Genomic DNA, 13770 nt, shown 5'->3' on the forward strand with positions numbered 1-13770 from the left:
TCTCGTCAATGGAAGATCTTGGCGAGTGCTGCGCACTCGATCGCGGGCAAGCCTCGCTCCTACGGGTATGGCGGTGGTCCTGTAGGAGCGAGGCTTGCCCGCGATGAGGTTCGAAGAACCTCCCCGCGATTCAGATCAGGAAGAAAAGATTTCCGTGTAACGACGAATCCATTGGTCATGCACGGTGGCCAGGAAGGCGTTGTCGTGCATGATCGCCTTCTCGGCAATCTGCTCCGGCGTCAGGATGTACGGGCTCTTGCGTGCTTCGGCGGAGATGATCGCCTTGGCGTTGACCGGGCCGTTGTAGATGTCTTCAGCCATCTTGCCCTGCACCAGCGGGTCCAGGGAGTGGTTGATGAAGGCGTAGGCCATGTCGGTGTCACCCGGACGGTTCTTCGGCATCACCGACTGCATCAGGTCGGTGTAGAAACCTTCCTTCATGCCGAAGGTGGCGCTCAGGCCGTAGTTCGGGTCGCGAATCTGTTTCGGGAAGAAGGCCGGTGCGTACAAGCCACCCATGTCCAGGGAGCCGGTGCGGAACAGCTCGGCGATCTGGTTCGGGTTTTCACCCAGGGTCACCACGCGGTCCTTGAGCTCGGCGAGTTTCTTGAAGCCAGGCTCGATGTTGTGCTCGTCACCACCGGCCAGTTTGGCGGCGATGATGATCAGGTCCATGGCCTCAGTCCAGTTCGGCGGCGGCAGGAAGATGTTCGGTGCCAGGTCGGCGTCCCACAGGGAAGCGTAACTGGTCGGCGCTTCTTTCTGGGTGCGGGTGCTGTAGACCAGGCTGTTGCACCAGAGCAGGTAACCGATTCCGTGGCCATTGGCGCCGGTGCGGTATTTCTCCGGTACGTCGACCAGGTTGGGAATACGGTTGAGGTCGGGTTTTTCCAGCAGGTTGGCGGCGGCCAGACCTTCGGCGCCGACGCCAGCCAGGGTGATGATGTCGTACTGCGGACGATCACCGCCGGCTTTGAGTTTGGCGACCATTTCCGAAGTACTGCCGGTGCGGTCGGCGACGACCTTGCAACCGTACTTGTCTTCGAAGGTCGCGGCGATGTTGCGCAGTGCTGCAAGGCCCGTGTCATCGGACCAGGTCAGCAGTTTCAGGGTCTTGCCGGCAAAGCGGGTATCGCTGGCATTGGCCTTGATGAACGGCATGCTCATGGCCGCTGCTGCAACCGAGGCTACGCCCACGGTCTTGATGAATTGACGTCTGTTCAGATCGTGCTCGCCCATTACGGACTCCCATTTATTTTTGTAAGTATGAGACTGGTAGCAACCGTGCATCTGTGCGTCGGTTCAGTGTTTACCCCCCTATTCACGGGGTTTTGGCTGAGCCGACGGGTTCATCCTGAGGTCGTGTAAAACACCTGACTATCGATAAAAACTCATTGAAGCCATGACATCAGCGCATGCCTCTTTGTAGGAGCGAGCATGCTCGCGATAGGCGCATGGACGACACGGGCTGTCTGCTGCCCCACGTAATCGTTGACGTCCATCGCGAGCATGCTCGCTCCTACAGGAGAGGTATCAAACGGCGCGAATCACGTGTTTGATTTCCTGGAACGCCTGCAAGCCCCACGGCCCCAATTCGCGGCCGATGCTGCTCTGTTTGTAGCCACCCCAGGCGGTCTGCGGAAAGATCACTTGCGGTGCGTTGATCCACACCAGTCCCGCCTGCAAGGCGTTGGCGACGCGATCCGCCGTTTGCGCATTGCGCGTGACGACACTGGCGACCAGACCGAACTGACTGTCGTTGGCCAGGGCAATCGCCTCGGCTTCAGAGCTGAAACGATGTACGCAGATCACCGGGCCGAAGATCTCTTCACACCACAGCGCACTGTCCAGGGGCACGTCGGTGAAGATCGTTGGCTGCAAGAAATATCCGCGCGGCAGATCCGCTGGACGATTACCGCCACACACCAGTTTGGCGCCGGCACTCAACCCGCGATCGATGTGGCCGAGCACACGCTGGTACTGCGCCTGATTGACCAGCGCGCCCATTTCCACGTTCGGGTCGAACGGATCGGCCACGCGAATGGCTTCGGCGCGGGCCTTCAAACGGCTCATGAATTCATCGGCCAGTTCATCGGCGACCAGCACACGGCTGGTGGCGGAACACATTTGCCCGGCGTTGAAGAAACCACCGCCGCAAGCTACGTCCACAGCCAGGTCGATGTCGGCATCGGCCAGCACCAGCAGCGAAGACTTGCCGCCCAGTTCCAGGCTCACGCCTTTGACGGTTTCCGCTGCGCGTTGCATGACCTGCACGCCCACCGCATTGCTGCCGGTGAAGGAGATCTTGGCGATGCGCGGGTCTGCCGACAGCGGCGCGCCAACGGCCAGGCCTGTGCCGCACACCACGTTGAACACACCGGCCGGCAACCCGGCTTGCGCGATGATCGCCGCCAGTTCCAGCTCCGGCAGCGGCGTCACTTCCGAAGGCTTGAGCACCACGCAGCAACCGGCAGCCAAGGCCGGGGCGAGTTTCCACGCGGTGGTGACCATCGGGAAGTTCCACGGCACGATCAAGCCGACCACACCGCAGGGTTCACGGCGCAGACGAGCACTGAAGTCTTCGCTCGGCAGTTCGACAGTGCTGTCCTGCTTGGCATCCAGCCCTTCGGCCAGACCTGCGTAGTACTCGAAGGTGGCGATCACGTCATCGACGTCGATGGCCGCTTCGAACTGCGGTTTGCCGTTGTTGCTCGACTGCAAGTGCATCAAGCGCTCACGACGGGCCGACACGCCGGCAGCGATCTTGCGCAGGATTGCGCCGCGCTCGGCGCCAGTGGTTTTCGACCAGTCGGCGAAGGCTTTGGTCGCCGCGCTGACGGCTTGCTCGACCGCGTGCTCATCACCGCCGACGACCGTGGTCAGCAGCGCTTCGGTGGCCGGGTTGATCACCCGCAGGTGTTCATTGCCCGCCGACCATTGACCGTCGATGTACAGCCCATCAAGCGTGGTTGGAAAAGTCATTTCGACACCGCCTGAGTCCAAGCGGTCTGATCGATTTCAATCAAGGTCGGGCCCTGACGATCACTGGCGGCACGCAAGGCGCTGCGCAGGTGCTCGACATCGCTGACCGCTTCGGCGGCGCAACCCAGGGCCTTGGCGACACCGATGAAATCAGGGGTGTAGATATCCACGCCCACCGGTTCGATGGAGCGGTTGACCATGTATTTCTTGATCTCTTCGTAGCCCTGGTTATTCCACAGCAGCACGATCACCGGAGTACGCGCTTCCACGGCGCTGGCCAGTTCCGGCAGGGTGAATTGCAGGCCGCCATCGCCGATCAGGCACACCACAGGTGGGCGTGCACCGTTTTTAGTGCTGCCACCGAGCCAGGCGCCAATCGCCGCCGGCAAGGCGTAACCGAGAGTGCCGTAGCCGGTGGATGAGTTGAACCAACGACGCGGGCGCTCCGGGTTGAACGTCAGGTTGCCGGTGTAGACCGGTTGGGTCGAATCGCCGACAAAGACGGCGTCTGGCAATTCGTGCAGGACGGTTTCCAGGAATCGGGTCTGGGCCAGGGTCGGCTCATCCCAGCTGGCCGCCAATTCTTCGCGCAGGCGGGCAGCGCGCACCTGGCCCCAATCGTTGCGGCGCTCGGCCAGCGACTTGTGCGACAAGGCGCTGAGCAAGGCCTGGGCGGCGTTGCGCGAGTCAGCCACCAATGCGACGTGCGGCGGGTAGTTGCGCACGGTCTGGTCCGGGTCAATGTCGACGCGCAGCAGCTTGCCGGGAATCTCGAAACCACCTTTGAAGGTGACGTCGTAGTCGGTCTCGGCCAGTTCGGTACCGATGGCCAGCACCACGTCGGCTTCGGCGACCAGAGCACGGGTGGCGACCAGGCTCTGGGTCGAACCGATCAGCAGCGGGTGAGCGGATTCGAGCATGCCTTTGGCGTTGATGGTCAGCGCTACGGGCGCGTCCAGCAGTTCGGCCAGTTCGGTCAGCTCGGCGGCGGCATCGATGGCACCGCCACCGGCCAGGATCAGCGGACGCTGGGCGCCGGCCAGCAGTTCAGTCATGCGGCTCACAGCAGTCGGTGCAGCACCGGCGCGGTCGATGCTCACCGGCAGGCTGGCGAGCAGGTCATCGGCGTCTTCCACCAGCACGTCCAACGGGATTTCGATGTGCACTGGGCGCGGACGACCGGCCTGGAACAACGCAAAAGCACGGGCCAGTACGCCCGGCAGTTCGGACGCCGACATCAGGGTGTGAGAGAACGCCGCGACGCCAGCGCACAACGCGCTCTGGTTCGGCAGTTCATGCAACTTGCCGCGACCGCCGCCCAACTGGCTGCGCGATTGCACGCTGGAGATCACCAGCATCGGGATCGAGTCGGCATAGGCCTGGCCCATGGCGGTGGTGATGTTGGTCATGCCAGGGCCTGTGATGATGAAGCACACACCCGGTTTGCCACTGGTGCGGGCATAGCCGTCGGCCATGAAACCGGCGCCTTGCTCATGGCGCGGCGTGACGTGGTTGATGCTCGAACGGGCCAGCCCGCGATACAGCTCCACGGTATGAACGCCCGGAATGCCGAACACCTGCTCGACCCCGTAACCTTCGAGTAACTTGACCAATACTTCGCCACACGTCGCCATGTCATTGCCCTTCTTGTTCGTTTGAGACGCCGGGCCTGCGCAGTATTTATGATGAATGGGCAGGTCCAGGGATGGCCTCATTGGAACGGGCGACACGTAGCCTCAACAATGGATAAAAAGTCATACTAGCCATGTCCTCACGTCATACCTTGGATCCCAATGAAACGACTGCCTCCTCTGCCGGCGCTGCACACCTTTCTGATTACCGCGCAGTGCTGCAATTTCACCCGGGCCGCCGAGCAACTGCACATCACCCAGGGCGCGGTCAGCCGACAGATCGCCGGGCTGGAAGATTTTCTCGGTTATGAATTGTTCGTTCGTCTGGCCCGAGGCCTGGACCTGACCGCCGAGGGCCGGGAGTGGCTGCCACGGGTCCAGCAGATTTTCGGCCTGATCGACGAGGCGGTGGATCAGATCGGCGAGAAGCGCGAAACCCTGCAACTCAAGGCGCCGACCTGTGTGATGCGCTGGCTGCTGCCGCGTTTGCTGCAATGGCAAAAGGAGCGGCCGGACGTACCGGTGGAACTGACTACCACGGTCAAGCACGGCGTGGACTTTCACCGCGAGCAATTCGACGCGGCGGTGATGTACGGGACGCCGCCGGACGCCTCCCTTGAGTCTTGCCTGCTGTTCGATGAACAACTGACGCCCGTCTGTTCACGCCCCATGCTCGAAGGGTCTCTGGCCTTGCAGACGCCGGCTGATCTGCAACAACACTTGTTGTTGCACCCCACCCGCGATGAACGGGACTGGAAGGCCTGGCTGAAAGCAGCGAATGTGCATTTGACCAATATCAGCAAGGGCCAGCATTTCGAAACCCTGGACTTGGCGATGTCGATGGCGTCCCAGGGCACTGGTGTGGCGATTGGCGACTGGTCGCTGATTGGCGATGACCTGAATGCCGGACGGCTGGTCATGCCCTTCGAACTGAAGGTAAAAACCGGGCTGGCGTATTACCTGGTTTTCCCGGAAAAACCCGCACCTTCGCCGAAGTTGCGCGAGTTGATGGGGTGGTTGGTGGAGCAGGCGCAATCGCGCTGACACCTCATCACTGTAGGAGCTGCCGCAGGCTGCGATCTTTTGATCTTGTTTTTTAAAAATCAAAAGATCGCAGCCTGCGGCAGCTCCTACATGGGGGCTATGTCGTGTCAGTAGCCGACTGTGAACCGTTGTTTTGAATGCTTCGGCGATTCCACTTCATCCAACATTGCAATCGCATAATCGGCGAACGTGATCCAACTGCGCCCTTCACTGCTCACCAGCAAATCATCCTGGCCGATCCGGAACGCGCCGGTGCGCTCGCCTTCGACAAACTCTGCCGACGGCGACAAGAAGGTCCAGTCCAACTCTTTTTCCTGACGCAGGTTTTCCAGGAACAAGGCACCGGCGCTGGCCTCGGCCTTGTACGCCTCTGGAAAGCCCTGGCTGTCGATCACCCGCGTGCTGTCCGGCAACAACAGCGAACCGGCACCGCCCACCACCAGCAAGCGTTTGACCCCGGCCTGCTTCACCGGCCCGATCACGGCGCTGGCTGGCAGCGTCGCGAAATGCGCCGCGCTGATCACCACGTCGTGCCCGGAGATTGCCGCTCGCAGCGCGGCAGCATCCAGAGCGTCGACAGCCTTGCTGACGACGCCTTCACGCTGTCCGATTTTCGAAGGATCGCGGGCGATGGCGGTGACGCTGTGACCGCGACGCAGGGCTTCTTCCAGCAGTTGGCTACCGGCACGGCCGGTGGCACCGATGATTACGATTTTGCTCATGACGTTCTCCAGTTGGCTTAAATGTGCGTATCAATTGCTGCGCAATTGCTTTTTGTGGCGAGGGGATTTATCCCCGTTCGGCTGCGAAGCAGTCGCAAATCAGGCATCGCAGATCTTCTGAAATGTTCGGGGGTGGCTGCGCCACCCAACGGGGATAAATCCCCTCGCCACAGGTAATCCTGAGACAACAGAAAATCACTCGCCCCACTTCATCTCGCCCTTGGCGACTTTGGCGCTCAGCTCCAGCGAGCTTTCTTCGCCCAGGGTCGGGTAGCGTTTTTTCATGGCGGCGATCAGCGCGGCAGAGTCCTTAGCCTTTGCGGTTTCTTCGTCGAAGGCCTTGATGTAGTCGGCAGTGAACTGCACAGCAGCCAGGGATCGGGCGCTCTCACCGAGGTAGTGACCTGGCACGACGGTGTTAGGTTTCAGGGTTTCAATCGAATGCAGCGTAGCCAACCAATCGGCATGGGACTGCGGGGTTTGGGTATCGGCCATCCACACGTGGATGTTTTCGGCCACGACCACACCACCGACTACAGCTTTGATCGACGGAATCCAGACAAAGCTGCGATCAGGCTGCTTGCCCTTGAGACCGACCACCTGCAACTTCTGCCCTTCAAGCATCAGGCTGTCGCCCTTGAGCACCTCCGGCACGATGGTTTTGCCCGGCGCGTCGGCCCCCAACTTCGGCCCCCAGAACGCACGTTTACCATCGACGGTGTGTTTGATGTGATCCACGGTCGGCTGCGAGGCGAGCACTTTGGCCTTGGGGAATGCGGCGGTCAGGGTGTCGAGGCCGAAGTAGTAATCCGGGTCGCCGTGACTGATGTAGATGGTGGTCAGTTGCTTGCCGCTGGCGCGGATCTTTTCCACCACCTGTTCGGCCTGGGATTTGCCGAACTGCGCGTCCACCAGGATGGCGTCCTTCTCACCGCTGACCAATACCGAGGTCACCGGAAAAATCGCTTTGTCGCCGGGGTTGTAGACGTCCAGCGTAAGCGTCGATGCATTGGCGTGGGCAGCAAAGCCGAGGGCGGTGGCCAAAAAAACGCGTTTGAGAGAGGTAAAGCCGATCATTGTTCACACCGATATCAGAATGGAAAACCCGCCTCCTGTAGGAGCGAGCAAGCTCGCGATGATCGCAAGGGCAACGCGTTTAACCAGCAAGCACGCGTCATCGTTGACGACCATCGCGAGCAGGCTCGCTCCTACAGGGGGGCAGAGGTACATGGGAGCAGAGCTTAGTTGCCTGACTCAGTACAAAAAATGCGATTATTGACCATAGTTTGTTTCTGAAATCGGGCAAATCATGGACCGTCTACAAGCAATGCGAGTGTTCGTCACGGTGGTTGATCTAGGCAGCCAATCGGCCGCCGCCGATCATCTGGAACTGTCTCGACCGGTGGTGTCCCGGTATCTGGCGGAACTGGAGGACTGGGTCGGCGCGCGCCTGATGCACCGCACTACCCGCAAATTGAGCCTGACCGCCGCCGGTAGCGAGGTGTTGCCCCGTTGTCGACAGATGCTCGACTTGAGCACCGATATGAAAGCCGCCGTCAGCGAGCCGGACGAGGCGCCGCGCGGCCTGTTGCGGATCAGCGTCAGTACGTCCTTCGGCCAGGCGCAACTGGCCGATGCCATGGCGGCGTACGTCAAACGCTACCCCGGCGTCAGCATCGACCTGCAGATGCTCGACCGCACGGTGAATCTGGTGGACGAACGTATCGACCTGGCGATTCGTACCAGCAGCGACCTGGACCCCAACCTCATCGCACGCAGGCTAACCGTTTGCCGTTCGGTGATCTGCGCCTCCCCCGCTTACCTGCGTGAGCATCCGACGCCGCAGCGGGTCGAGGACCTGAGCCAGCACAACTGCCTGACCCACTCCTACTTCGGCAAAAGCCTCTGGCATTTCGAACAGGACGGCGAGCAGGTTTCAGTGCCGGTGCAGGGCAACATCAGCGCCAACGAAGCCAGCACGTTGCTGCGCGCGGCGATGGCCGGCGCCGGGGTGGCGATGCTGCCCACTTATCAGGCCGGGGCGCACATCCACAGCGGCGAACTGGTGCGCCTGCTGCCCCGGGCAGAGCCCCGGCAGATGAACGTGTACGCGGTGTATGCCTCACGCAAGCACATGCCGGCGGCATTGCGCAGTGTGCTGGATTTTCTGGTGCAGAGATTTCCCGAGAAACCCGCGTGGGATATCGGCCTGTAGGAGCTGCCGAAGGCTGCGATCTTTTGATCTTGGTCTTCTCAATGCCATTGAAAAACAAAATCAAAAGATCGCAGCCTTCGGCAGCTCCTACGCAACTCCCCCCCGCTGACCTATGCTCAAAGTAATACCTAAGGGTATTCGTTCAGAGGTCCATGCCATGAACACCAAAACAAAAAGGTACCTCGCCATTTTCATCACCTGCGCGGTCACGCTTGGCTTGTATGGCGCAGCGGCTTGGCGCGTGGAGCAGTTGCGTAACCTGCCCCGTGAATACGCCAGCTGCAATTTCGAGCGCTGCATTCCCCACAACGCGACCCTCAACGCCCTGCGCTGACGATCAGGTCTGCTTGTCCTGATCGGCCTTCAGGCGATCGCGAAAGGCCTTGGGCGAAATCCCCACCCGGCGTCGGAACAGGCGCGTGAAGTTGGTCGGGTCAGAGAAACCCAACACATCCGACATTTCATAAATGGTCATGCTGGTGTACGTCAGCAAACGCTTGGCCTCCAACAACTGCCGTTCATGCATGATCTGCAACGCCGGCTGCCCTGCCAGCTCTCGGCAGGTGCCATTGAGGTGGGACACGGAAATGCCCAGTCGATGGGCCAGGTCTTCGACCTTGACGTGCTGGCGATAGGTCTCTTCCACCAGTTGAATGAAACCGTTGAGGTATTCCCGGGCCCGCTGCGGTCGTTGGCTGGCCGAGTGGCGCTGGATCACCTGGCGGCTGACCCACACCATGATCACGCTGACCAGCGAATGCATGAGCATTTCCCGCGCTGGCTGGTGACCGGTGTATTCGGTTTGCAGGGCCGCAAACAGGCTGTTGAGGTACTCGCTGTCCTTGCCAGCCGGGTAACTTTCAGCCTGGGCCAGGGCATTCACCGAATTCCCCAGTTGCGCCTGCAGATGGGCGACCAATGGCGCGGCCAGGGTCACGACAAATCCTTCGACGTCTTCGGAAAAACGATAGCCATGCACCGACAGCGGTGGCATGACCAGGATCGCCGGTTCGTTCAGTTGCGTACGTTTGCCTTCGATTTCAAGCTCTGCCTGACCTTTGAAAACGAAGAGCAACTGGCATAAATCGGCATGACGGTGGGGTTTGATTTCCCATTGATGTTCGCGGCTGCGTTTGGAAATGGTTTCACAGTGCAGCAAGTCCGGGGTTGGCCAATCCAGGCTTTCACCGTAGAGCTTGAACACTGGAATCGAAGGCAGGTCAGGCTTGTTCATCACTTCAATCCAGGCCTCGGAAAAGATGAAGGGCGATAATCGCACCAATTGGCAAAATGTACAGGTATCGGCTCAGTTTTCACCTTCAATTGACAGACCCGCGAGGGAAAAATGCAAGCACTCGATCCATAAAAATCATTCACCGACTCTGGTCGCGTGGAGCTTGCGAGTCATAACAACAATGAAAATGCTGAAAACCCAAATTGCTATCATCGGTGCCGGTCCCTCCGGCCTTCTGCTCGGTCAATTGCTGCACAACGCCGGTATCGACACCCTGATTCTCGAACGCCAGACACCGGATTATGTCCTCGGGCGCATCCGGGCCGGTGTCCTCGAACAAGGCATGGTAGTGCTGTTGCGCCAAGCCGGGGTGGGTCAACGCATGGACGCCGAAGGGTTGGTCCATGACGGCTTCGAACTGGCCCTCGACGGGCGGCAGGTGCACATCGATCTGCACACCCTCACCGGCGGTAAAACGGTGATGGTCTACGGTCAGACTGAGGTCACCCGTGACCTGATGGCCGCTCGTCGGGAGGTCGGCGCGCAGACGATTTACCAGGCCAGCAACGTGGTGCCCCATGGCATGAAAACCGACGAACCCTTCGTCACGTTCGAGAAGGACGGCGAGCAGTATCGCCTCGATTGCGATTACATCGCCGGCTGCGACGGTTTCCATGGCGTGGCACGACAATCGATTCCCGCCGAGTGCCTGAAGGTGTTCGAACGGGTCTATCCGTTTGGCTGGCTGGGGATTCTGGCCAACACCCCGCCGGTCCACGACGAGTTGGTCTATGCCCGCCACGAACGAGGCTTTGCCCTGTGCAGCATGCGCTCGGCGACCCGTACCCGGTATTACCTGCAAGTCCCGGCCGATGAACAGGTCCAGGACTGGTCCGATCAACGCTTCTGGGACGAACTCAAGACCCGACTGCCGCAGGCGCTGGCCGACAACCTGGTGACCGGGCCGTCCATCGAAAAAAGCATCGCGCCACTGCGCAGCTTCGTGGTTGAACCGATGCAGTATGGACGGATGTTCCTGGTCGGTGACGCCGCGCACATTGTCCCACCCACCGGCGCCAAAGGCTTGAACCTGGCGGCCAGCGACGTCAGTACCTTGTTCAACATTCTGCTGAAGGTCTACCGCGAAGGCCGTGTCGACTTATTGGGGAAATACTCGGAAATCTGCCTGCGACGGGTGTGGAAAGCCGAACGGTTTTCCTGGTGGATGACCTCGATGCTGCACCGTTTCGACGAGCATGATGCCTTCAGCCAGCGCATCGCCGAGTCGGAGCTCGCGTACTTCGTCGACTCGGAGGCCGGTCGAAAAACCATCGCAGAAAATTACGTCGGGCTTCCTTATGAGGCTATCGAATAGCTTCCTACCGACTTACACTGGCGAGCATCCCCGCTCGCCTTTACCCCGTGCGGGACCTTCACTGCCCGCAGGTTCTCCCGTGACCAATCTCAACCAACCTGAAACGTCCAAACCGGCCATTCGCAGCGTACTGGTCGCCCTGATGATGGCGATTTTTCTCGGCGCCCTGGACCAGACCATCGTCGCCGTGTCGATGCCGGCCATTTCCGCGCAATTCAAGGACGTCAGCCTGCTGGCCTGGGTGATTTCCGGTTACATGGTGGCCATGACGGTGGCGGTGCCGATCTACGGCAAACTGGGTGATCTGTACGGGCGGCGCAAGCTGATGCTGTTCGGCATGGGCCTGTTCACCCTGGCGTCGTTGTTCTGCGGCATGGCCCAGAGCATGGAACAACTGGTGCTGGCGCGGATTCTCCAGGGCATCGGCGCCGGCGGGATGATTTCGGTCAGTCAGGCGATCATCGGCGACATCGTGCCGCCGCGCGAACGGGGTCGCTACCAGGGGTATTTCAGCAGCATGTACGCGGTGGCCAGCGTGGCCGGTCCCGTGCTCGGCGGCTACATGACCGAATACCTGTCCTGGCGCTGGGTGTTCCTGATCAACCTGCCCCTGGGCCTCGGTGCCTGGTGGGTAGCCCGGCGTAATCTGGTGGGGCTACCCATTCCGCAGCGCAAGCCGGTCATCGATTACCTCGGCACGCTGCTGATGATTATCGGCCTGACCGCGCTGTTGCTCGGTATTACTCAGGTCGGCCAAGGGCATTCATGGCGCAGCAGCGAAGTGCTCGGTCTGTTTGCATGTGCCCTGCTGGTACTGGCGGTATTTGTCTGGCATGAGCGACGTGCACCGGAGCCGTTGCTGCCGATGCACCTGTTCGCCAACCGCAATGCCCTGCTGTGCTGGTGCACGATTTTCTTCACCAGTTTCCAGGCCATTTCGCTGATCGTGCTGATGCCGCTGCGCTTCCAGAGCGTGACCGGCGCCGGGGCCGACAGCGCCGCGTTGCATCTGCTGCCGTTGGCCATGGGCTTGCCGATTGGGGCCTATTTTGCCGGGCGCCGCACCTCGGTGACCGGGCGCTACAAACCGCAGATTCTCACCGGTGCGATCCTGATGCCGATCTCGATCCTCGGCATGGCCTTCAGCCCGCCCCAGGCCTTTGTGTTGAGCAGTCTGTTCATGCTGTTCAGCGGAATCGCCTCGGGCATGCAATTTCCGACTTCGCTGGTAGGCACTCAGAATTCCGTGGAACAACGGGACATTGGGGTCGCTACCAGCACCACCAACCTGTTTCGTTCGCTGGGCGGTGCGGTGGGCGTGGCGTTGATGTCCGCATTGCTGCTGGCGCTGTTGCAGGATTCGAGCTTCGCGCACCTGGCCGGTTCGTCGCTGATCAACGAGGGGCATTCGGGCAATGTCTTGCTCGACGGCTTGAATGCCGCCCCGGGAAATGCACAGGACGCCTTGCGCGCTGAACTGCTGCTGACCTTCCGGCACTTGCTGATGGTCAGCGCGGGGGTTTCGCTGTTGGGGCTGGCGGCGGCGATTGCCATGCCGAACATGTTGTTGCGCGGGCGCGAAGACAAGGTTCGGTAGTCAGACCGAGTCGCCTGCATCGCGGGCAAGCCTCGCTCCTACGGGCACGATAAGGTCCCGTAGGAGCGAGGCTTGCCCGCGATGGCATCAGCCCAAACACCACAAGCTCAAGGGCTGTAATACCCCACCGCCACCATGAAATGCCCGACCTTCTTCAGGTAGGCATGCTTGTCCTCGACCTTCAAGGTCACCGGGTTCTTCCAGCGGTATTCGTACTCGCCATAATCCTGCTTGCTCATCAGCGCCAGCATCGGCTCGCCCACCGGTTTGCCTTCCGGGTCCTTGAGCTTGCCGAAATCGGTGTTGATCAAGCGCAGGTTGGTGCCGTGGGCAATAAAACGTTGGGTGTCGAGATCGACGACGAACACGTACAAATCGTCCTGTAGATAGCCCCCCTTGAGGGTGTTGATTGCCGTCAAGGTGCCCTTCTCGTCTTTGGCCAGGTCGGTGGCCGCTTTATTGAGCAAGGCCATGGCCTGTTCCGCCGACGCCCGTGGCAGGTAGTAGCCAACCGCGAGAATCCGCTGGCCGACGCGCTGGTAGTACACGTGCTTGCGCTCAACCTTGCCATCGGCCCGGTTCTGCCAGCGGTATTCCGCCTGTTGAATGCCATTGCCCTCCGGCACTCTCAGGGCGTCCTTGAAGGTTTTCTGCAAATCCGGCTCAAGCACCTGCGACACATCCCGGCCGATCAACGCTGCCGATGGCCCGCCGCTGGCAAGCATCACACCCTTGGTATCGACGACAAACACATAGCGATCCTTGTCGACGAACTCGCCCTGGCGGCTGAACGCGGCGAAGGCCTTGTCGCCATTGTCGTGATAGTAGGCCAGGGCTTTTTCCAGCAAGGCGATGGCGGCCTGACTGTCAGCCTTTTCCGTCCCGGCGGCCTGAACCTGGCCCAGGCACAACACAAGCATGCCGCCCAGCCAGGCTAACTTATGCAGAAAACCCATTGCTCATCCCCCGC

General features: G+C 60.6%; 12 protein-coding genes. 5 read left to right on the top strand and 7 right to left on the bottom strand.

From position 1 onward, the window contains the following. Positions 1-135: 135 nt before the first annotated feature. From ABTV22_RS24050 to ABTV22_RS24060, 3 genes are all read right to left on the bottom strand, one after another. Complete coding sequence (locus ABTV22_RS24050; RefSeq protein ID WP_433736910.1) at positions 136-1239, bottom strand: extracellular solute-binding protein; 1104 nt, start codon at positions 1237-1239, stop codon at positions 136-138. 294 nt (positions 1240-1533) lie between these two features. Next, positions 1534-2982 (bottom strand): aldehyde dehydrogenase family protein, encoded by a 1449-nt coding sequence (locus ABTV22_RS24055; RefSeq protein ID WP_433736911.1) that lies wholly within the window; start codon positions 2980-2982, stop codon positions 1534-1536. Further along, complete coding sequence (locus ABTV22_RS24060; RefSeq protein ID WP_433736912.1) at positions 2979-4616, bottom strand: 5-guanidino-2-oxopentanoate decarboxylase; 1638 nt, start codon at positions 4614-4616, stop codon at positions 2979-2981. The genes ABTV22_RS24055 and ABTV22_RS24060 overlap by 4 nt, the downstream gene beginning before the upstream one ends. Positions 4617-4775: 159 nt before the next feature. Between ABTV22_RS24060 and ABTV22_RS24065 the strand changes: the two genes are divergently transcribed. After that, the gene (locus ABTV22_RS24065; protein WP_433736913.1) at positions 4776-5657 is read left to right on the top strand and encodes a LysR substrate-binding domain-containing protein; all 882 of its coding nucleotides are present in this window, start codon (positions 4776-4778) and stop codon (positions 5655-5657) included. A gap of 107 nt (positions 5658-5764) precedes the next feature. On the opposite strand, the gene ABTV22_RS24070 is transcribed toward ABTV22_RS24065, so the two are convergent. Both ABTV22_RS24070 and ABTV22_RS24075 read right to left on the bottom strand, forming a co-directional pair. Continuing rightward, positions 5765-6379: an NAD(P)-dependent oxidoreductase gene (locus ABTV22_RS24070; protein WP_433736914.1), complete on the bottom strand. Its 615-nt coding sequence runs from the start codon at positions 6377-6379 to the stop codon at positions 5765-5767. Between the two features lie 195 nt (positions 6380-6574). Beyond that, positions 6575-7456 (bottom strand): MBL fold metallo-hydrolase, encoded by an 882-nt coding sequence (locus ABTV22_RS24075; RefSeq protein WP_433736915.1) that lies wholly within the window; start codon positions 7454-7456, stop codon positions 6575-6577. A 232-nt stretch (positions 7457-7688) separates the two neighbouring features. On the opposite strand from ABTV22_RS24075, the gene ABTV22_RS24080 reads away from it, so the two are divergent. Together ABTV22_RS24080 and ABTV22_RS24085 are read left to right on the top strand one after the other, a co-directional pair. Then, positions 7689-8594, top strand: a complete 906-nt coding sequence (locus tag ABTV22_RS24080; protein ID WP_433736916.1) for a LysR family transcriptional regulator — start codon at positions 7689-7691, stop codon at positions 8592-8594. A 157-nt stretch (positions 8595-8751) separates the two neighbouring features. Next, positions 8752-8928: a hypothetical protein gene (locus ABTV22_RS24085; protein ID WP_433736917.1), complete on the top strand. Its 177-nt coding sequence runs from the start codon at positions 8752-8754 to the stop codon at positions 8926-8928. 3 nt (positions 8929-8931) lie between these two features. On the opposite strand, the gene ABTV22_RS24090 is transcribed toward ABTV22_RS24085, so the two are convergent. After that, positions 8932-9828, bottom strand: coding sequence for a helix-turn-helix domain-containing protein (locus ABTV22_RS24090; protein ID WP_433736918.1), 897 nt, complete (start codon positions 9826-9828; stop codon positions 8932-8934). A gap of 190 nt (positions 9829-10018) precedes the next feature. Between ABTV22_RS24090 and pobA the strand changes: the two genes are divergently transcribed. Continuing rightward, positions 10019-11203, top strand: a complete 1185-nt coding sequence (gene pobA / locus ABTV22_RS24095) for a 4-hydroxybenzoate 3-monooxygenase (RefSeq protein WP_433741496.1) — start codon at positions 10019-10021, stop codon at positions 11201-11203. 79 nt (positions 11204-11282) lie between these two features. Next, on the top strand, positions 11283-12800 hold the full coding sequence (locus tag ABTV22_RS24100; RefSeq protein WP_433736919.1) for an MDR family MFS transporter: 1518 nt from the start codon (positions 11283-11285) through the stop codon (positions 12798-12800). Between the two features lie 107 nt (positions 12801-12907). Here ABTV22_RS24100 and ABTV22_RS24105 read toward each other — a convergent pair whose 3' ends face one another. Next, entirely contained in the window at positions 12908-13756 is an 849-nt protein-coding gene (locus ABTV22_RS24105; RefSeq protein ID WP_433736920.1) for a cache domain-containing protein, read from the bottom strand. Between the last annotated feature and the right edge of the window lie 14 nt (positions 13757-13770).

Origin of the sequence: Pseudomonas putida (assembly GCF_050990305.1) — a bacterium.
Classification (GTDB): domain Bacteria; phylum Pseudomonadota; class Gammaproteobacteria; order Pseudomonadales; family Pseudomonadaceae; genus Aquipseudomonas; species Aquipseudomonas putida_AH.

What these genes read in the sequence shown, in the direction of transcription:
- ABTV22_RS24050 (WP_433736910.1), bottom strand. Translation starts at nt 1,239, where the DNA reads ATGGGCGAGCACGATCTGAACAGACGTCAATTCATCAAGACCGTGGGC.
- ABTV22_RS24055 (WP_433736911.1), bottom strand. Translation starts at nt 2,982, where the DNA reads ATGACTTTTCCAACCACGCTTGATGGGCTGTACATCGACGGTCAATGG.
- ABTV22_RS24060 (WP_433736912.1), bottom strand. Translation starts at nt 4,616, where the DNA reads ATGGCGACGTGTGGCGAAGTATTGGTCAAGTTACTCGAAGGTTACGGG.
- ABTV22_RS24065 (WP_433736913.1), top strand. Translation starts at nt 4,776, where the DNA reads ATGAAACGACTGCCTCCTCTGCCGGCGCTGCACACCTTTCTGATTACC.
- ABTV22_RS24070 (WP_433736914.1), bottom strand. Translation starts at nt 6,379, where the DNA reads ATGAGCAAAATCGTAATCATCGGTGCCACCGGCCGTGCCGGTAGCCAA.
- ABTV22_RS24075 (WP_433736915.1), bottom strand. Translation starts at nt 7,456, where the DNA reads ATGATCGGCTTTACCTCTCTCAAACGCGTTTTTTTGGCCACCGCCCTC.
- ABTV22_RS24080 (WP_433736916.1), top strand. Translation starts at nt 7,689, where the DNA reads ATGGACCGTCTACAAGCAATGCGAGTGTTCGTCACGGTGGTTGATCTA.
- ABTV22_RS24085 (WP_433736917.1), top strand. Translation starts at nt 8,752, where the DNA reads ATGAACACCAAAACAAAAAGGTACCTCGCCATTTTCATCACCTGCGCG.
- ABTV22_RS24090 (WP_433736918.1), bottom strand. Translation starts at nt 9,828, where the DNA reads ATGAACAAGCCTGACCTGCCTTCGATTCCAGTGTTCAAGCTCTACGGT.
- ABTV22_RS24105 (WP_433736920.1), bottom strand. Translation starts at nt 13,756, where the DNA reads ATGGGTTTTCTGCATAAGTTAGCCTGGCTGGGCGGCATGCTTGTGTTG.